The 17,890-nt window shown below is 70.2% G+C and carries 15 protein-coding genes; 5 read left to right on the plus strand and 10 right to left on the minus strand.

Going from position 1 to position 17,890, the window contains the following annotated elements:
• Positions 1–33: 33 nt before the first annotated feature.
• Complete coding sequence (locus AXA68_RS05810) at positions 34–972, minus strand: hypothetical protein (RefSeq protein ID WP_066414029.1); 939 nt, start codon at positions 970–972, stop codon at positions 34–36.
• A gap of 38 nt (positions 973–1,010) precedes the next feature.
• Positions 1,011–1,319 (minus strand): hypothetical protein, encoded by a 309-nt coding sequence (locus AXA68_RS05815; protein ID WP_066414031.1) that lies wholly within the window; start codon positions 1,317–1,319, stop codon positions 1,011–1,013.
• Positions 1,320–1,520: 201 nt separating this feature from the next.
• Here AXA68_RS05815 and AXA68_RS05820 point away from each other — a divergent pair, with 201 nt between their 5' ends.
• Together AXA68_RS05820 and AXA68_RS05825 are read left to right on the plus strand one after the other, a co-directional pair.
• Entirely contained in the window at positions 1,521–2,417 is an 897-nt protein-coding gene (locus AXA68_RS05820; RefSeq protein WP_066414035.1) for a hypothetical protein, read from the plus strand.
• A gap of 6 nt (positions 2,418–2,423) precedes the next feature.
• Entirely contained in the window at positions 2,424–4,133 is a 1,710-nt protein-coding gene (locus AXA68_RS05825) for a GMC oxidoreductase (protein WP_066414037.1), read from the plus strand.
• A gap of 82 nt (positions 4,134–4,215) precedes the next feature.
• On the opposite strand, the gene AXA68_RS05830 is transcribed toward AXA68_RS05825, so the two are convergent.
• Positions 4,216–4,638: a hypothetical protein gene (locus AXA68_RS05830; RefSeq protein WP_066414039.1), complete on the minus strand. Its 423-nt coding sequence runs from the start codon at positions 4,636–4,638 to the stop codon at positions 4,216–4,218.
• 178 nt (positions 4,639–4,816) lie between these two features.
• On the opposite strand from AXA68_RS05830, the gene AXA68_RS05835 reads away from it, so the two are divergent.
• Positions 4,817–5,731 carry a serine/threonine-protein kinase RIO2 gene (locus AXA68_RS05835; RefSeq protein WP_066414041.1) on the plus strand — a complete coding sequence of 305 codons (915 nt, stop codon included), beginning with the start codon at positions 4,817–4,819 and terminating at the stop codon, positions 5,729–5,731.
• Between the two features lie 339 nt (positions 5,732–6,070).
• On the opposite strand, the gene AXA68_RS05840 is transcribed toward AXA68_RS05835, so the two are convergent.
• On the minus strand, positions 6,071–8,431 hold the full coding sequence (locus AXA68_RS05840) for an amino acid permease (protein WP_066414043.1): 2,361 nt from the start codon (positions 8,429–8,431) through the stop codon (positions 6,071–6,073).
• A 201-nt stretch (positions 8,432–8,632) separates the two neighbouring features.
• On the opposite strand from AXA68_RS05840, the gene AXA68_RS05845 reads away from it, so the two are divergent.
• Positions 8,633–9,124: a CBS domain-containing protein gene (locus AXA68_RS05845; protein ID WP_066414048.1), complete on the plus strand. Its 492-nt coding sequence runs from the start codon at positions 8,633–8,635 to the stop codon at positions 9,122–9,124.
• Between the two features lie 12 nt (positions 9,125–9,136).
• Here the strand turns inward: AXA68_RS05845 and AXA68_RS05850 are convergent, their stop codons facing one another.
• Both AXA68_RS05850 and AXA68_RS05855 read right to left on the minus strand, forming a co-directional pair.
• A complete protein-coding gene (locus tag AXA68_RS05850) occupies positions 9,137–10,222 on the minus strand; it encodes a TrmB family transcriptional regulator (RefSeq protein ID WP_066414050.1) in 1,086 nt (361 codons plus the stop codon).
• Between the two features lie 77 nt (positions 10,223–10,299).
• Positions 10,300–12,606 carry an alpha-amylase family glycosyl hydrolase gene (locus AXA68_RS05855; protein WP_066414053.1) on the minus strand — a complete coding sequence of 769 codons (2,307 nt, stop codon included), beginning with the start codon at positions 12,604–12,606 and terminating at the stop codon, positions 10,300–10,302.
• 104 nt (positions 12,607–12,710) lie between these two features.
• Here AXA68_RS05855 and AXA68_RS05860 point away from each other — a divergent pair, with 104 nt between their 5' ends.
• Positions 12,711–14,828 (plus strand): glycoside hydrolase family 15 protein, encoded by a 2,118-nt coding sequence (locus AXA68_RS05860; protein WP_066414055.1) that lies wholly within the window; start codon positions 12,711–12,713, stop codon positions 14,826–14,828.
• A gap of 338 nt (positions 14,829–15,166) precedes the next feature.
• Here AXA68_RS05860 and AXA68_RS05865 read toward each other — a convergent pair whose 3' ends face one another.
• The 4 genes from AXA68_RS05865 to AXA68_RS05880 form a co-directional block, all read right to left on the minus strand.
• Positions 15,167–15,352, minus strand: coding sequence for a DUF7511 domain-containing protein (locus tag AXA68_RS05865; RefSeq protein ID WP_066414057.1), 186 nt, complete (start codon positions 15,350–15,352; stop codon positions 15,167–15,169).
• 124 nt (positions 15,353–15,476) lie between these two features.
• On the minus strand, positions 15,477–16,295 hold the full coding sequence (gene hisF, locus AXA68_RS05870; protein WP_066414060.1) for an imidazole glycerol phosphate synthase subunit HisF: 819 nt from the start codon (positions 16,293–16,295) through the stop codon (positions 15,477–15,479).
• Between the two features lie 84 nt (positions 16,296–16,379).
• On the minus strand, positions 16,380–17,417 hold the full coding sequence (locus AXA68_RS05875) for a glycosyltransferase (protein ID WP_066414062.1): 1,038 nt from the start codon (positions 17,415–17,417) through the stop codon (positions 16,380–16,382).
• Between the two features lie 72 nt (positions 17,418–17,489).
• The gene (locus AXA68_RS05880; RefSeq protein ID WP_066414065.1) at positions 17,490–17,762 is read right to left on the minus strand and encodes a MarR family transcriptional regulator; all 273 of its coding nucleotides are present in this window, start codon (positions 17,760–17,762) and stop codon (positions 17,490–17,492) included.
• Positions 17,763–17,890 lie beyond the last annotated feature (128 nt).

A 17,890-nucleotide genomic window follows, 5' to 3' on the forward strand; every position in this document is an offset into this window, starting at 1 on the left:
AGCGTCCGAGTCGACGCGACACGTCCATGCGGCTCACGCCTCCGGCCCGTCCTTCGCCTCCATCACGTAGTAGAGACAGAGCCGGTCCTCCGTCGGCGTGTCCTCGGCGTGGAGGTGGCCCAACGAGCCCTCACCGAGCGACGGCAGCAGCTGGCGCTCGTTCTGACAGTACTTCCCGACCATGAACTCCTCCGTCACCTGGCGGATCTCGTCGTGCCAGTTCGAGAAGTCGAACATCTGTAGCTGCTCCTCGTCGAAGTCGAGCCGGACGTCGCCGCCCGCCGCGTCGAGCACCTCGTAGCGCCCGTCGACGCCGTGTTCGGTGGTCTCGAACTCGAACTCGAAGTGCGGGGCCGACAGCCCGGCGTTCGAGACGAGCCGGACGTCCCACCACCCCTCGAGCGCGTCGGGCTCGGGGACCGTCCCCTCTTCCCACAGCGCCGCGTGGTCCGCCGGCGCGAGGAAGTCGAAGTCGTACCGCCGCGTCAGTCCGAACGTCAGGAGACGGATCCCGTACGGGAACCGGCCGACGAACGCCTTGCCGACCGCGAGGTCCTCGGTGACCGGCAACAGGAGGTCGTAGAACGGGCGGTACTGGAGGTCCGTGTAGGTGAGTAAGCCGTACGGCCGCCCCTCGTGTTCCACCTCCCGGATCCGGTTGTGGCCGGTGACGACGCCGTCGGCGTCCGTCGTCTCGCCGACGTACGCGTCGCCGTCGGGCCGGAACCGCTTGTGGAACCCGGCCGGCAGCGGCAGGAACCGGTTCGCGGTGCTGACGACGTGGTCCGACGGGAAGAACCCGCGCCAGTGCTCGTCGACGCGGACCTCCCGTTCGGGGACGTTCACCCGCCGTCCTCCCTCGTTGACGAGCGTCTCCAGCGGGAGCGGGTCCGCCGTCCGGAACACCGCCTCGATCGTTTCGCGGGTGCTGCCCCTCGGGTCGTCCGTGAACGCCTCGGTGTGTTCGTTCATGTCGTCTCACCCGTGTGATCGACCCGTCCCCGGCGGCGTCAGTCGTCGCAGAGATCGAGTCCCAGCTTCATCCAGAGCGGATAGGCGGCGAACATGATGACGGCGAGGACGTCCGTTCCCGGTCCCCTGGTCAGATCCGTGTCCAGCCCCGAGTTCAGCATCCACTCGGGGCCGTCCTCGTCGGTGAACCACCACGGGAGGACGTCGAGGTACAGCAGCGTGCTCGTGGTGAGAAACGTGAGCACGACGCCCGCGGCCAACCGGGCGCGACGAACCGGCGATCCGACGTAGCGGTCGAGCAGGACGCCGATGCCCACGAGCGCGGGAGGATCCAACAGAAAGCTCATTGTCCCTTGATACCTCTCCACACGTACTTGTTGGGTCATCAATAATATAGATTTTGGTGGATCGCGGTCGCCGCCGGCGCGTCCGCGTCGGGCACGCTCGCCGCCGTTCGCGTCCGGACGCTCGCGCCCGCGGTCCGTGACGCGCCGATCGAAGGATGTCATCGGGACAAGATTTTTCCACTCGCTCGTTCCACTTGATTCATGGTAACTAGTCGCATCGGGGCGTGGCTGACGGCCGCGCGGCGAAGCCTGACGTCCACCGTGGGACTGCTCTTGGAGCTCCTCGGGATCGGTCCGGACGTCGACCCCCACACGCGGGTGACGTTCCGGGCCATCGCCGACGCGGTCGTTCCCGAGACGCCGGCGCTCGCGGAGGAGATCGGCCCGGAACACGTCGCCGGCGGGCTCGCGATCGACCTCGACGAGTTCGCGATCACCTACGTGGACGACGGCTTCCAGTTCGGGCTCCCCCATCTCGGCCCCCAGGGGAACATCCCGATCGCGGACCCGATCGCCCACGTCCTCGACGCGGCGGCGCTGACGCTCGTGGAGCGCGGCGACAACGAGGCGGAGCCGAGCCTCGACCGCGCGCTGTCGCTTCTCGGCCCCGACGATCCCTCGGCGGCGAAGACCGAAGACGCGGTCGGCCCGTTCGCGAAGCTGTCGCGGCGCGACCGGCTGCGGGCCATCGCCATCCTCGACGAGTTCGAGGTCGAGTTCACTCCGACCGACCACGACCTCCTCGAGCTGGACGCCGGCCTCGTCGGCCAGCTCGTCGTCGGCTTCATGGAGATGATCTACTACAGCGAGTGGCAGGGGTACGACGAGTTCACGCAACCCCCGAGCCGGCGCGAACATCCGAACGACCCGGCCGCGGTTCAGAGCTGGCGACAGACCGGCTTCCCGGGGTTCGCGAACGGCTACGCCGCGTTGCGCGGGTACGTCGGGACCGCCGACGGCCCGCTCGGCGACGGCGACGCGTGGACGACGATAGACGAGTCGACCGGGGTCGCGATCCGCCGCGAGCCCGGGTCGTTCCGCGAGAACGAGTACGACACGAGCGGCTACGAGGAGCCGTTCCCCGTCGAGTCCGGGTGAGCGCCGATGGTCGAGAACGCCTACGACGCGGTGGTGGTGGGGGCGGGCGGTGACGGTCCGGTGACGGCCTGGAAGCTGGCGGAGGCCGGACTCTCCGTGCTGGTGCTGGAGGCCGGCCCGTTTCACGGCAACGAGCAGTGGCCGAACCCGCACGAGGAGCCGGGCGGAGAGGCCTCCTCGAGCGTCGAGGACCTGAGCGGCGACCTCCTCGACGAGCAGTTCACCACCCGCGAGCTCGAGATGATCACGAACCTCGTGTTCGGGCCGGCAGACCACGAGCGGGGGTTCTGGTTCCGGAAGTTCCCCGGCGACGGAGCGATCCTCCAGTGTGCCGGCGTCGGCGGCACCACCCTCCACTACACCGGCTGTCACCCCCGCGCGTACCCGGCGTCGATCGACGAGCAGGGCCACTGGCCGATCGAGTACGCCGACCTGGTTCCCTACTATCGGGAGGTCGAGGAGATGTGCGAGGTCGCGCCCGCCCCGGTCACCGCCAAGGAGGAGCTGTTCTTCCGCGGGGCGGAGGCGGCGGGGTGGGACCTGATAGAGGACCTGAACGTCACCGAGCCGGGGTACCGGCCCCAGCCGAACGCGATCCGACAACCGGACGAGAAGCTCCACGTCGACGGCGACTACGACGGCGAGTTCACCTATCCCGACGTGGAGGGCGACACCCTCGCGCTCGGCAACATCGCCGGGAATCCGCATCCGCGGGGCGCCCCCTTCGAGGAGAAGGCGAAACGGGCGAGCAACGTGAGCTTCGTCCCTGCGGCGCTACGCACCGACAACGTCACGATCCGGCCGAACGCCTTCGTCACCGACGTGCTGACGGAGACCCCCCGGGGCGACACGCCCACGGCGACGGGCGTGGAGTTCCGGGACACGTGGTCGGGGGCGACGGAGCGGGTGGACGCGGAGGTGGTCGTCCTCGCGGCGGGGGCGATCGAGACGCCCAGACTCTGGCTCAACGCCGATCTCCCCGAAAACGACTGGGTCGGCCGCGGGCTGACGATCCACTTCGGCGACAACGTGATGGGGCTGTGGGACGGCGACGACCTCGAGGAGACGATCGGCAAGCCGACCGTCGACCAACACGAGGGACAGGACATCGCCGCCCGCCTCGACTACCCCGGCGTGGGCATGCTCCAGACGGTCGGCACCGCGCCGGGGATCGGGGCGATCCTCGGGTTCGGCGCGAGCGCGTCGGGGTTCGCGTTCCAGAACGACCCCGCTGACGCGCCCTGGGACACGATGGGACGGCTAGCAGGGAGCGATCTCAAACGCCTGCTCTCCGACTACCGCCGGATGTTACAGGTGCTCGTCGTGAGCGACGACCGCCCCCATCAACGAAACGGCGTGAGCGTCGCTCCGGGTGCCTCGGACGAGCACGGACCGATCCCGATCGTCAACTACGAGCCGAGTGAGGGCGACCGGAAGCGGCGGGACGAACTCGCCGAGACGGCGGCCGAGATCCTGCGGGAGGCGGGGGCCTCGCACGTCCACCGCTCGGACTCCCCGCCGACGGCGCTCCACGTCCACAGCACGATGCGGATGGGGAAGGTGGTGGACGAGGCGTGTGAGGCGTACGACGTGGACCGGCTGTTCGTGGCCGATCACTCCGCGCTCGCGAACGGCGTCGGCGGCGCGAATCCGACGAACACGGGGCAGGCGCTGGCCGCCCGCACGGGCGAGAAGATCGTCGAGCGGCACTTCTGATTCGTCGATCGACACCTCTGATCGGCGGCCGGTCGCGGACGGTCCGTCGGCACGGGCCCGACCGGGCGCGTCGGACTCGATCTCACGCCGGGTCGCGGACGCGGCGCTTCAGCACGAACGAGTACCTGGAGCCCTCCCGCCACTCCGCGACGCTCCCCTCGTGGATCTCGCCCGAGGAGTACACGCGCTCGTCGTCGAACGCGATCACGTGCCGGGGCCAGGGGTACGGGAGGTTCCAGCAGAACCCGATCCCGATCCCGTCGCGGTCGTGCGCGACGGCCCACGAGAGCGCGACGAGCGCGTAGTCCTCGCAGTCCCCGCGGTCCGCCTCGACGCACTCGCGCGGCCGCCGCGCGAAGTCCCGGAAGCCGTTCCACGGGTCCTGCGTCCAGTCGTACTCCGACCGGGACCACTCCGCGAGGTCGAACTCCTCCCACCGATCGTCGCGGTCGACGTAGCGACTGGGTGCGAGGAAGGTGAACGGCGTCCATCGCCGGAGGTCCATGGCCCCCGGTACGCGGCCGATCGTGGTAATGGTACGGGTTCACACGACCCCTCGGACGGCGCTTCCCGTCTCGTGTTCGTTTGACACGCCGAACTCGATTCTATATCGCGAAGTATGGTTTACCGACCGCACCTTTCGAACGCGGGCCGTTTTTACGAATCCCCGGAGTAGGGCCCGTATGGTACGCAACGTCGCCGGCGACATGGCGGAACTCGAGCCCGAGGACTTCTACCTCCTCTCGGGCGTCGAGCAGGGGATGCGTTTCTCCGAGTGGGTGCGCCGCAACAAACTACCCGACTACGCCGACCTGACGGCAGAGGAGATCGACTACCGGATCGACCGCTGTCTCGACCGGGAGCTGATAGAGCGGAAGACGCTCCAGTACGAGGGGTACCAGCTCACCTTCGAGGGGTACGACGCGCTCGCGCTCCGAACGTTCTCCGAGCGCGGGACGATAGACGGGGTCGGCTCCCCGCTCGGGCTCGGCAAGGAGGGCGACGTCTACGAGGTCCAGTCGTTCAAGCCGCTCGCGTTGAAGTACCACCGGGAGGGGTACACCAACTTTCGGGCGGTCAACCGCGAGCGGGAGTACACCGCCGACCGTGACCACGTCTCCTGGATGTACACCGCGCGCAAGGCGGCCGAACGCGAGTACGAGGCGATGGAGTCGCTGTATCCAGACGTGTCGGTTCCCCGTCCGGTCGACCACAACCGGCACGCGATCGTGATGGACAAGTTCCCCGGCGTCGAGCTCGCCCGCGCCAAGCTCGAACCCGAACAGGCCGCGGGCGTCCTCGATCTGATCTACCGCGAACTGGTGACCGCCCACGATCTCGGCTGGATCCACGCCGACGTGTCCGAACACAACGTCGCCGTCGCCGAGGACGGCGTCACGCTGTTCGACTGGCCTCAAGCGGTCCCGACCGACCACGAGAACGCCCGCGAGTTCCTCGAACGCGACGTCGCCAACCTGTTGCGCTACTTCGGCCGAAAGTATCCCCACGAGATCGACCGCGACGCCGACACCGCCGCGATCGCCGCCGCGATCGCCGACGGCTCCTTCGAGACCGTTCGGACCTTCGAGAGCCAATAAACCACATGTCGCGATAGAAAATTGGAAACGTTCCGGTCGCGCGAACCGGGCCTCGTTGGTCGTCGACCGCGTCCTCACCGAACAGGCGCCGTCTTCCGGGGAGAGCGCCGATCAGTGACCCAGCGTTCCGCCGAACGGCTGGAATGAGACATCGGACGGGGAAGTGAATCCGGATCGCCGTCAGGTGTGCCGCCGGGACGTCACGTGACGTCTCTCTCGAACCACTCCCGTAGCGCTACGTGAAACGGCGGCCGCGGATCGGACCCGTCCGGGGTCGTGATGCCGCTCTCGGCGGCCGGCGACGGCGCGACCCCGCCCGGCGTCGCTCGTCTCCCCGGATCAGGTCGTCTCGTTCGACGCGTCCGGACCGGAATCGAGCGATCGTCGCTCCACGAGGTGGCGCCGGAGGTATCGGTAGACGGGATACAGGTAGTCCTCGATGCGGCCCGAGACGTCGCTCGTCCCCGCGTACACCAACACGGGGACGTCGGCCCCGCGGGCCAGCGTGATGACGCGGTCGGGAGTGCTCCCGAACACCCACCGCCGGAGCCGACGATCGCGGGTCGCGCCGATCAACAGGAGCCCGCCGTTCCGCTCCGCGGTCGACACCAGCCCCTCCGCGATCGTCTCGGCGGTCACGTTGTGGACCGAGACGGACTCGACGTCGGTGAGCGCGCCGACCGTCCGTTCGACGGGCTCTGCGCCGCCGTCGCGTTGCGGGTCGATGCTGATGACGTGGATCTCCGCGCCCTCGCTCCCCAGGCGGTTGATGAACGGCAGCAACGCCGTGTGGTGTGGCCCCCCGCCCGCGCCGAGGTTGATCGTCGTGAGGTCGTCGATCGCGTCGACGTTGCTCGTGAAGAACACGTCGCAGGGGGCCTCGTACTCGACGGTCTCGGCGATGTCCTGGTGCTCCTCCGGGTACCCCATCAGGATGCGGTCGGCCCCGTCGTCGCGGGCGGTCTGGAGGATGTCGAACGCGACGTCCTGACAGACGTGGCCCTCGACCGTGTACTCGACGCCGATCTCCGCGTCCGACTCCCTGAGCAGGTCGTCGATGCGCTCGATCCGGTCCTGAGCCGTCTCGCGGACCATCTCGTTCGGCGTCTGCTCGGGGATGTGCGTGACGTTCAACACCTGGACGACCGGGTCGCGGTCGGTTCCCCTCGCGATCCGCTCGGCGAGCTTGACGTACGGCACGACGCGACTCGGGCGCGCCACGGAGACGAGGATCCGGAACCGGTCGTCGCCGGATTCCTCCCCGCTCGTCGTCGCCGCGCCCGCCACGGACGGCCCCCCGCCGCCGGCGCCCATCGGGATGTGCGGCGAGACGACCTCCTCGACGAGTTCCTCGACGTGTGGCGCCCCGCCCCAGACGAGGTACGCGGCGAGGTGCGCGAGCACGACCAGGACGCCGACGCCGACGCCGACGGGCGGGAGGTTCGAGATCAACGCGAGGTTCGCCGCGATCCCCACGACCGGCAGCGCCGGCACGAGCGGCATCCGGAAGCCCCGCTCGATCTCCGGGAACTTCCGGCGCGAGTAGACGAGCGTGGCGTTGACGACGGCGAGCGGGACGAGGAGGTTGAACGTGGCGAACCCGGTGAGCGGGTTGAGCCCGAGCAGCCCGACGCCGAGCAGGCCGTGTTCGGAGAACAGGGTGATGAACACGACGATGAGCGCGACGATGGTCGCGATCACGGCCGAGACGCTCCAGAACGGGGTCCGGTAGTCGGGATGGATGCGGGCGAACCGGCGCGGCCCGTGTCCCTGTCGACCCATCAGCGACCCGATGCCGCTGGCGGCGAGGATGGAGGCGTTCGAGGCCGACACCATCGAGAAGACCGCGCCGGCGACGATGAGGAGCTGTCCCCACGGGCCGAGAAACGACGCCGCGACGGTGCCCATCGCGGTCTCGCCCTGCGCGAGCACCTCGCGAGCAACCGGCGCGTTCACCATCGCCACGATGACCAGCGCGTACAGCACCGTGACGGTGAGGATGCTCGCGCCGATCGCGCGGGGAACGGTCCGCCGCGGCTCGATGATCTCGCCGGCGCTCGCCGCGATGGCCGAGAAGCCGAAGAAGGTGATGAACGCGAGCGCGGCCACGGAGACGATCCCGACGGGTTCGAACTGGAACCCGGTCGCGAACGTCGTCGCGGCGTCGCCGGCGCCGACGAAGAGGATCGCCCCGGCGACGAACACGAACAGGACGCCGACCTTCGCGCTCGTCACGATCAGCTGGAAGAGTCCGGACTCCTCGGTCCCCCGCGCGTTGAGGACGCCGAGGACCACCGCCGTGAGCACGCCGACGGTGCCGTGGGGAAGGACCTGGAGCGACTCGGGGAGGATGAACCGGAAGAACCACTCGTCCATCGTGGCGAGGTAGAACGCCGTCGTCCCGCTGTATCCGAGGAACAGCGATATTCCGACGCCGTACTTCAGGCGGTCGAACTCCTCGAACGTGCGCGAACAGAAGAGGTACCCGCCGCCGTTCTCGGAGTAGACCGAGGCGAACTCGGAGTAGGCCGCGGCGGTGATCCCCGCGACGACGGCGGCGAGCACGAACGCGATGACGGCGCTGGAGCCGATGCGGTAGACGGCGGTCCCGGACAGCGAGAAGATCCCCGCCGCGATCATCGTCCCCAGCCCGATGGCGAAGGCCACCTTGAAATCCAGCGTTCGCGTGTGCTCTACCATGCCCCCCACCGCGTCTTTCGAGCGTAAAAAACGGCGGGGTTCGATCCCCCGTCGAGGGAATCCGTCCGTCTCGCCGTCGATCCGTCTCCCCGGTCCGACGACCCGCCGAACCTCCCGCCTGACGTCCGCCGAACCCCCCGCCCGCGACACGCTCGTCCCGCCGGTCGTAACGCCTACCACCCGTGGCCGCGAGGGGCCGGTATGAACGCACGCGACCTGATGGTCGAGGACGTGAAGACGGTCTCCCCGGACGCCGACGTGAGCGACGTCTTCCACAAGTTCGCCCGCAACCCCTTCTCCGGGTTCCCAGTCGTCGACGACGACGGGGTCGTCGTCGGCGTGATCACGGAGTCCGACCTCGTCGATCTCTTCGAACCCGAGGAGGAGACGCTGTGGATCCCGATCGGGCTCCCGCCGTTCGTCGACACGCTCACGTATCAGGTGAAACCGCCGTGGGGCGACCTCGATCTCGGGATCGACCTCGTTCGCAACGCGGACCGGCCCATCTCGGAGGTGATGACCGCCGACCCCGCGACGGTGACGCCGGACGTCGGCGTCGACGAGGTCCTCGAGCTGCTCTCCGGCGACGATCCGGACATCAACCGACTGCCCGTGGTCGACGACGACGGGGTTCTGGTCGGGCTCGTCGCGCGCCAGGACGTGATCCGCGCGTTCCGGGACCGACGGATCTGAGCTTCCTCCCGCTCACTCGAGTTCCAGCCGGGTGAGCTCCGCCTCCACGTCCTCGACGAACGCGCCCTGCCCGCCGACGGAGACGGAGCCCGCGTCGGTCTCGATGGTGAGCGAGTTCTCGACGGGGAACTCGTTGCTCGTCGGCTCGACCATCGCCTGCCTGACCGAGCGGACGCGGCCGCTCACCTCCACCGATTCGGCGTCCTCGTCGAGCCGCCTGCCGGCGACCGTCGCGCGGACGGTTTCGCCCTCCCTGAGGCGTCGCGTGGCTTGGAACACCGCGTGTCTGAAGTCCTCGTACTCGGCCGGGAGCGCGGCCGGCTCGGAGAGGGACACCTCGGTCGCGGCGGGCCAGTAGTTCCCCAGGAACGCCCCCACGATGACGGGCGAGAGCTGCTCTTGGGCGAAGACGATCGCCTGGCGGTCGGAGTCGGACCGCCGCAACAGCTCGGGGGGCGCGATCAGCCCCCTCCCGGTGTCGACCGTCAGGATCGTCGGCATCGCCTCGCCCCAGGTTCGGACGACGCTCGCGATCCGCTCGAGGGTCGGATCGGTGCCCTCGGTCTCCCCGAGCGCCTCGCGGACGCCATCCGCGTCCTCGACGGCCGTGACGACGAGTAACACGAGGACGCCGCGGTCGACCGCGTCCGCCAGCGCGTCCCGGACCGCGGGGAGGTGCTTCGCGGGGAGCGACAGGGTCAGCTCCGCCTCGGCTCCCTCGACGAGCGACCGGATCCGCTTGATGACGGTGACGCGGGATTTGACCACCTCGAACTGCTCCGTCTCCCGCTCCGCCCGCGAATAGCGCTCCTCGAGCCCGAGGCGGATCGCGTCCGCGTCGGACCGGAGCCGCTCTATCGCCTCCTCCGGGGGGTTCGCGCGGATCCTCGTCGGCACGGCGTGGTCGTGGACCTCGACGAACCCCCGGTCCGCGAGCGACTCGCTCACGCTGTACACGTAGCGTTTCGAGACGCCCGCGGCGTCGGCGACGGTGCTGGCCTTCGCCTCGCCGTATTCCAGGAGGGCGAGGTACGTGTCGGTCTCCTTCTCGGAGAGTCCGAATCGCTGGAGGAGGTCCGCGAGCGTTCGGTCGTCCATACGTCGAACGGGGGGACGCGACACTTATACCGGTCGGTGGACCCCCTGGATCGGCCGGCGGATCTCGGATCGGTCGCTCACGCGAGGACCGCGACGCTCCCGACGACGACCTCCCCGTCGACGGGCTCGTCGGCGAACAGCTCCCGACCGACCCGGTCCGGCACCGCGACGGTCGCGGGGTCCGAACCGAAGTTCACGACGACGAGCAGTCGATCGGCGGTCCCCTCCGTTCGCGTCGAATCGGCCGTCCGCTCGTAGGCGGTCACCCGGTCCGAGTCGCCGTCGACGACCTCGACGGCCGCGCGCCCGGCCGCGAAGTCGACCGCCCGCGACCGGAGCGCGGGCTCGGCGTCCCGGAGCGCCGAGAGCCGACGGTGGTGCGCGGTGAGCGCGTTGTCGCCGTCGTGCCAGCGGAACGGTCCGCGCGTCGTCTCGTTGCCGCGCTCCTGGCCCGCGTACACCATCGGCGCGCCGGGGAGGGTGAACGTCACCGCGGCGGCCGCGCGCAGCGCCGCCTCGCCGTGGGACGCGAGGTAGCGGTCCTCGTCGTGGTTCTCGACGTAGCGCAGCTGCGCGCTCGGGTCGTCGAAGCCGAGCCACCGCGCTCGCTCGAGCGCGTCGGCCAGCGCGTCGGCCGGCTCCCGCCCGGCTCCGATCGCGTTCAACGTCGCGTACAGCGAGGTGTCGTAGTGGAGGTCGAACTCGCCCTCGCCGTAGAAGGGATCGTGCGGGAGCGTCTCGTCGAGCAGCAGGAAGCCGTCGGGGACGCGGTCGGCGACCTCCTTCCAGAACCCGTGCGGGACGCCCCAGGCCACGTCCGCGCGGAAGCCGTCGACGACGCCCGCCCACTCGTCGACGACCGACAGCATCCACGCCCGGACGGCGGGGTCGTCGTAGTTCAGGTTCGGGATCTTCTCCCAGTCGAAGCGGTACTCCGGCACGTCGCCCGCCGGCAGCGCGGCCCAGTCGATCCCCGTCACGTCGACGTCGGCGTCGGCCCGGCGGTAGCGGTCGGCGTACGCCGGAACGCCGGCCGAGTGGAGCTGGAACGCCGGGTGGTCCCGCGAGGTGTGGTTGATCACCAGGTCGAAGATCACCCGGATCCCGGCGTCGTGACAGGCGTCGACCAGCGACTCGAACGCGGCCCGCGAGCCGAGGTCGGCGGCCGTCTCGAAGTAGTCGGTGACGTGGTAGCCGTGCTCGGTCGGCGAGGCCAGCACGGGCGTCAGCCAGAGCGCGTCGATCCCGAGGCTCTCCAGGTACTCGACCCGGCGCTCGATCTCCTCGAAGGTCGTCGGGAGCGTGTCGCCCGCGAACGACCGAACGTACACTTCGTACACCGTCGGCGACTCGGCCCACGCCGGGCGGGCGTGCGGGTCGGTCGCCGTCGGCCGCCCCTCCGCGTCGCGACCGAGCCGCAGGGTCGCCGCCACGCCGTGCCGCTCCGCGTGCGGGACGGCGTGGATCCGGAGCCCGCCGTCGCCCTTCCCGCTCTCGTCACCGGCCGCTTTGCTCCCCTCTCCGGCCGTCCCGATCGCCTCGAGTTCGCCGAGCGGAACCGACAGCGTGCGACCCTCCGCGCGCCCCTCGATCCGTTCGACGGTCTCGGGGTCCGCGTCCCGGTCGTCGACCAGAAAGATCACCTCTACGTCTCCGGGATCCGTCTCCGAGTCCGGCGGGACGCCGACGTCGGCGGTCACGACGAGGCGGGGGTTCCCGATGTCGTCGCCCACGCCGTCGCGGTCGCCGTCGGCGTTCCCGCCACCGCCCTCGACCCGCCAGTCGAGCGAGAGCCGGGGACGGCCCGGTCCCTCGACCTCGTGGACGACGTGGCGTTCGGTCGCGCGGTCGTCGTTGGCGACGAAGCCGACGCCGTGACGGCCCGGGGGGACGCGGGTCCGGTAGACCCACTCGTCGCCCTCGCGGGTCGGGCGGTCGCGCGCGAGCAGGCGGTCGTTGTACCGCCACAGGAGCGAGACTCGGTCGACCGCGTCGTCGTCGATCGGGAACTCGTCCGCTGAGACGCGGATCGTCGTCTCGCGACGCTCGTCGGGGAAGACTCGCACGCGCTGGCGATGGGAACCGTCCGGGGCGTCGAGCCGGAGGACGTAGATTCCCGGCGCGTCCGGGTGAAGGTGAACGACCGGGTCGTCCGGACGACTCGTCTCGCCGGGCTCGAGGACGGGATCGTCCCGTTCTTCGGGGTCGCCTCCGGGTTCGTCGCCGTCGCCGTCACCGTCGATGGGATCGTCGACCACGGCGTCGCTGTCGGCGGGCGTCTCGAGCAGCGTCCATTCGTAGCGTCCCGCCGGGTCCGGGTCGCGGGGGGCCAACTCGACCGGCCGCCCGACGCTCGTCGTCCGCGGCGGACCGGGCTCGTGCATGCCACCTACCCGAGCCCGGACGCGCTTGAACGTTTCCCACACGGAAAATCGTGATTGATAATTTCACCAAAGATTCATTCACGTTCGGCACGTCCCGGCGACCAATGCAACTACGCGACGCGCTCGACGACTACAAGCGACACGCGGGCCACGAGCGGCTCTTCGCGGGCGAGCGACGCACCGTCGAGGGACGGTTCACGGGCGGGGACGGCCGGCTCGTCCACGTCGCCCCCGACGGCGGGCTCCGCGACTTCGGCTACCCGCTCACCGGGAAGACCGGGCTCACCCGCTCGCGGTTCGGCCTCGCCGTCGACGGCGACGTGACCTGGTTCGAGGCCTCCCGCTCGCGGCAGCGCTACGTCGACGACACGCCGCTCGTCGAGACGGTCCACGAGACCGACCGCGCGACCGTGCGCCGGTACGACCTCGCGGTCGGCGACGCCCACCTCACGCACGCGATCGTCGAGCCCGCCCCGGACGCCGACCGCGACGCCGACGATTTCGCGCTCGTCGCGTACGCGGCGTTCGCCCCCGACGGGCGCGACGAGCGGGTCGGACAGCTCCGCTACGACGACGCCGTCGAGGTGTACCACGCCGACGAACACGACTTCCTCGCGAGCGCCACCGGCCTCGCCGACCTCCGCGGCCAGCTCCCGCCCACGTTCCCCGAGGTGCTCGACGACGCGCCGATGGACCTCCCGCGCGACCGCGACGCCGCCCGCTACGACGAGGAGCGGCTCTCCGGGGAGGTCGTCGTCGAGGTCCCTTTCGAGGACGGCGCGGCGACCCTCGGCACGCTGCTTTCGGACCGGTCGGAGACCACCCGCGAGGCGGCCCGGAGCCGCCTCGACGCGCTGTTCGCCGGGCTGGACTCCCCGGAGGCGTTGGCGGACGCCGCCGCCGACACGACCCCGGCGGTGCCCGCGTCGGTCCCGGAGCGCGAGTCGGTCGTCGCGGACCTGCGGGTGCTGTCGCTCCTGTCGGCCGAGACGGGGCTGCGGATCGCGGGTCCCGATTTCGACCCGCACTACCAGCACTCGGGCGGCTACGGCTACACCTGGTTCCGCGACGACGCCGAGATCGCGACGTTCCTCCTCGAGTCCGACGACCGGCTCGGGCTGGGGCTCGACGACTGGCACGCCCGATCGGCCGCGATGTACGTCGAGACCCAGCGTCCCGACGGCTCCTGGCCCCATCGGGTGTGGCCGCGGAACGGCGCGCTCGCGCCCGGCTGGGCCAACGCGCGCATCGAGGACGGCCCCGACGTGGACTACCAGGCCGACCAGACCGGCAGCGTGATCGCCTTCCTCGCGCGGGCGAGAGGGGCGGGCGTCGACGTCGACGGGCTCGACGCGACGCTCGTCGACGCGCTCGCGAGCCTCGACTCGACGCTCACGGACGACGGCCGCCCGGTGGCCTGTCAGAACGCCTGGGAGGACTCGATCGGCCGGTTCACGCACACGACCGCGACGTTCCTCGAGGCGTACAGCGCGCTGGCGCGCCACGGCGAGGGGCTCGAGGACCTCGCCGGCGACGAGGACGGCGAACGCGACGACGCCGACCGGTTCAGCGACGGCCCCGCCGCTCACGCCCGCCGCCGGGCCCGTGAGGTGTACGACGCGATCGACGACCTCTGGGTCCCCGATCGGGGTCGGTACGCGCTCCGCGAGACGGTCCACGGCGACCTCGACGACCGGATCGACTCCGCGACGCTCGCGCTCGCGAGCGCGCACCGGGCGTACGACGCGCTCGAGGACGGAACCGACGCGGGCGGCGCGGTCGACGACGAGCGGCTCGACCGGCTGGTCTCACACGTCGAGACCGTCGTCGACGGGCTGACCCGCGAGACGGACGAGGTATCGGGGCTGTTCCGCTACGAGGGCGACGGCTGGCGACGCGGCGACCAGCCGACGGAGAAGGTGTGGACGGTCTCGACCGCGTGGGGCGCACACGCCTGCGGGGAGCTCTCGGCCCTGCTCGACGCCCGCGACGACCCGCGGGCCGAGCGGTTCGCCGAGCGCGCCCGCGACCTGCTCGGACTCGTCTCGCCGGACGGATCGCTTTGTGAGCCGACCGGCTACCTCCCCGAGCAGTTCTTCGACGACGGGACGCCGGACAGCGCCACGCCGCTCGGGTGGCCCCACGCCATCCGGCTGGCGACCGTGGGGCTGCTCGACGAACACGACGCGTTGGCGGCCGAGCCCGTCCCCGCCGACGACTGAGTTCCCACGATCGTGCGGTGGCGCGCCGGTGAGCGGGCCGAAGGCCCGCGAACCGCCCGCGAGGGATGTCGCGAACGAAGTGAGCGACGAGGCTGGGGAGGCGTGAGGTGCGGTGCTGGGCGTGCGGGGTGGGACTCAAAGGGGCAGTCGCGAGGACGAAACCCGACGACACAAGCACCGCAGACCGTGAACGGAGTGAGCGGTCGAGGAGCGCAGCGAGTCGCGCGAGTCCTCGCGACTGGGGCTTTGGCGGTGGTCTCCGCGTCAGCAACGACGTTCGACGCGGACTATCCTCCGATCGGTCGAACACCGCTGATGAATCGACCGCACCGAACCACCTACCGCCACTCCTCGCGCGGCACGCAGTCGGCCGCCCGCACCGTGATCCACCGCGTCGTCCGCTCGTCGGGGTCCCGATCCGCCTCGAAGAACGTCACCTCGTCGTCCGGGGACTCCTCATCCGCCGCCGACCGGCAGACGATCTCCGGCCGCTCGCCGCGAACACGCATCGGTGACGTGGACATACATGATAGTTCATGTTCCATCGGATAATAGCTGTTGGTTCGTGGCTCGCGGCGGGGATGGACGAATAACTGCGACGGATCCGAACTATCGAGAGAAGATCTGATCGAACGATCTCAATTCTTCCTACAGCCGGACCGGAACGCCCCGTTCGTCGAGGTACTCCTTCGTCTCCTCGATGGTGTAATCGCCGAAGTGGAAGATGGAGGCGGCGAGCCCGGCGTCGGCGTTCGCCTCGGTGAACACCTCGTACATGTCCTCGGGGCCGCCACAGCCCGACGAGGCGATGACGGGCGTGGAGACGGCCTCGCAGACGGCCGTCATCAGCGGGATGTCGTACCCGTCCTTCGTGCCGTCCATGTCGATGGAGTTGACGAACAGCTCGCCCGCGCCGCGCTCCTCGGCCTCCTTCGCCCACGAGACCGCGTCGATCCCGGTGCCCTCGCGGCCGCCCTTCTTCGTGCACTCGAACCACACCTCCTCGCCATCGGCGTCCTCGTAGAAGTGGTCGCCGGCGTCGTCGTGTCGGCGTCGGGCGTCGACGGAGATGACGATACACTGGGAGCCGAACGCGGCCGCGCCCTCCTCGATGAGCTCGGGTCGCTCGAGCGCGCCGGTCGTGATGGACACCTTGTCCGCGCCCGCGCGCAGCGTCTCCTTGATGTCCGCCTTCGTCCGGATCCCGCCGCCGACCGTGAGCGGGATGAAACACTCGTCGGCGACCGCGTTCACCACGTCGAGCATCGTCTCGCGCCCCTCGGCGCTGGCGGTGATGTCGAGGAAGACGAACTCGTCCGCGCCCGCGGCGTTGTACTTCTTCGCCAGCTCGACCGGGTCGCCGGTGTACTCCAGGTTCTCGAAGTTGACGCCCGTGTAGACGGCGGCGTCGCCGTCGTCGTCGAGGTCGACGTCGATACAGGGGATGATCCGCTTCGTGAGTCCCATTCGTTGTCGACCGTTCGCGACGAGGGAAGTAAAAGGCGCGGGGACGGCGTCGATCGTTCTCCTCCGCGTCGACGAGTCGACGACTCACTCCCGCACGTCGTACCGGGCCACCGCGCGGTCGGCGCGCGTCGAGACGCCGTTGGGGTTGCGCGCGGGGCTCCGGTCGCGAGCGCGCGCGACCAGCCCGTCGGAGCCGCCGGAGACGATCCCGGCGACCACGTCGCGGCCGTTCGCGACCCATCCGGACGGCGTGGCCTCCCCGCGGACCACGTCGCGGGCGACCGCGGTCGCGTCCGTGACCGCGTGCTTGCCGGTTCGAACCAGCGTCGTCGGGCGGATCCCGTAGTTCTTGGCGAGCCGGTACGCGAGCGCCCGGTACTTCCAGCCCCAGTCGCGGGCGGTCCGCCCGCCGTCGGCCGCGGTCGGATTCGGCGGCTCCTCGACGACCGCGACCTCGGAGCGCCAGACGACCTCGCGCTCCATCCGCGCGAGCCGGTGGGAGGCGTCCCGCGCCCCGCCGACCCGGAGGTACTCGTCGAAGCCGTCGAGGTCCCGCAGCGCCTCCCGCCGGAACGCCACGTTCCCGCCCGCGAAGTACGTCACCTCCCGACCCGCGATCCGACGGCGCTCCGGGCCGTCGGAGTCGTCATCCTCGCGGTCGTCGCGTCGGTTGCCGCCCCGACCGTCCTCGCGACCGTCCTCGCGACCGTCGGTCCGACCGTCCTCACGGCCGTCGGTCCGATCGTCAGCGTCGGCTCGGCCGTCGTCGGCTCTCGGTCCGCTCTCGCGGACCGGCCCGGTCACCACGTCGGCGTCCGAGAGTCCCGCGCGGACGCCCGCGAGCCACGACTCGCCGATCCGGTTGTCGAAATCGACCAGCGCGACCGCGTCCCCGTTCGCCACCTCGATGCCGGCGTTGCGGGCGACGTTGACGGTCCGGTCCGAGATCTCCACGAGCACGTCGACGTCGTCGCGGTCGCGAACCATCCCCGTCGTGCCGTCCGCGGACGGGCCGTTGACGACGATCACCTCCGTGTCGGGCGCGTGCGCCGCCAGCGCGTCGAGGCAGGCGGCTAACCGGTCCCGACCGTTGAGCGTCGGGACGACGACCGACAGGTCCATACGGGTGTCCATCGGGTCGAGGGTAAAAAAGGGCTCCGTGGTGAGACGGCGGGATCGCGCGGCGGAACCGAGCTAGACCGTCAGGAAGTAGACCTGCTTGCGGGCGTCCTTGAAGCTGTAGCGGGAGTCGACGAGTTCCTCCTCCTCCAGGCGGTTGAGCGCGTAGCGGACGGTGCGGTCGGGCAGAAGCGACTCCTCGGCGAGCCCGCCCTGCGAGAGCGGGGCGTCGCCCTCCAGGACCTTCGCGACGAGCTTGGCGCTCGGCGGGAGCTCGCGAAGACGCTCGCGGTATTCGTTCTCGGTGAGACGGTCCTGATCGGCTGACCCCACGGGACTGGTACTCATACGTCCGGAAAACTCCGCGATCGGTGGTAAAGGTTGGCTACATATAGAGGTATACGATCGTTATTATATAAGGTGTTAATATCATCCCTGCCGACGCGGTTCTCTCGGATCGCAGGTGACTCGGAGGG

The sequence above is a fragment of the Halorubrum aethiopicum genome, from assembly GCF_001542905.1.
Lineage (GTDB): Archaea > Halobacteriota > Halobacteria > Halobacteriales > Haloferacaceae > Halorubrum > Halorubrum aethiopicum.

Bases quoted from the DNA above. Each gene is read 5' to 3' on its own strand.
- AXA68_RS05810 (WP_066414029.1), bottom strand. From the start codon at position 972: ATGAACGAACACACCGAGGCGTTCACGGACGACCCGAGGGGCAGCACC.
- AXA68_RS05815 (WP_066414031.1), bottom strand. From the start codon at position 1,319: ATGAGCTTTCTGTTGGATCCTCCCGCGCTCGTGGGCATCGGCGTCCTG.
- AXA68_RS05820 (WP_066414035.1), top strand. From the start codon at position 1,521: ATGGTAACTAGTCGCATCGGGGCGTGGCTGACGGCCGCGCGGCGAAGC.
- AXA68_RS05825 (WP_066414037.1), top strand. From the start codon at position 2,424: ATGGTCGAGAACGCCTACGACGCGGTGGTGGTGGGGGCGGGCGGTGAC.
- AXA68_RS05830 (WP_066414039.1), bottom strand. From the start codon at position 4,638: ATGGACCTCCGGCGATGGACGCCGTTCACCTTCCTCGCACCCAGTCGC.
- AXA68_RS05835 (WP_066414041.1), top strand. From the start codon at position 4,817: ATGGTACGCAACGTCGCCGGCGACATGGCGGAACTCGAGCCCGAGGAC.
- AXA68_RS05840 (WP_066414043.1), bottom strand. From the start codon at position 8,431: ATGGTAGAGCACACGCGAACGCTGGATTTCAAGGTGGCCTTCGCCATC.
- AXA68_RS05845 (WP_066414048.1), top strand. From the start codon at position 8,633: ATGAACGCACGCGACCTGATGGTCGAGGACGTGAAGACGGTCTCCCCG.
- AXA68_RS05850 (WP_066414050.1), bottom strand. From the start codon at position 10,222: ATGGACGACCGAACGCTCGCGGACCTCCTCCAGCGATTCGGACTCTCC.
- AXA68_RS05855 (WP_066414053.1), bottom strand. From the start codon at position 12,606: ATGCACGAGCCCGGTCCGCCGCGGACGACGAGCGTCGGGCGGCCGGTC.
- AXA68_RS05860 (WP_066414055.1), top strand. From the start codon at position 12,711: ATGCAACTACGCGACGCGCTCGACGACTACAAGCGACACGCGGGCCAC.
- AXA68_RS05865 (WP_066414057.1), bottom strand. From the start codon at position 15,352: ATGTCCACGTCACCGATGCGTGTTCGCGGCGAGCGGCCGGAGATCGTC.
- hisF (WP_066414060.1), bottom strand. From the start codon at position 16,295: ATGGGACTCACGAAGCGGATCATCCCCTGTATCGACGTCGACCTCGAC.
- AXA68_RS05875 (WP_066414062.1), bottom strand. From the start codon at position 17,417: ATGGACCTGTCGGTCGTCGTCCCGACGCTCAACGGTCGGGACCGGTTA.
- AXA68_RS05880 (WP_066414065.1), bottom strand. From the start codon at position 17,762: ATGAGTACCAGTCCCGTGGGGTCAGCCGATCAGGACCGTCTCACCGAG.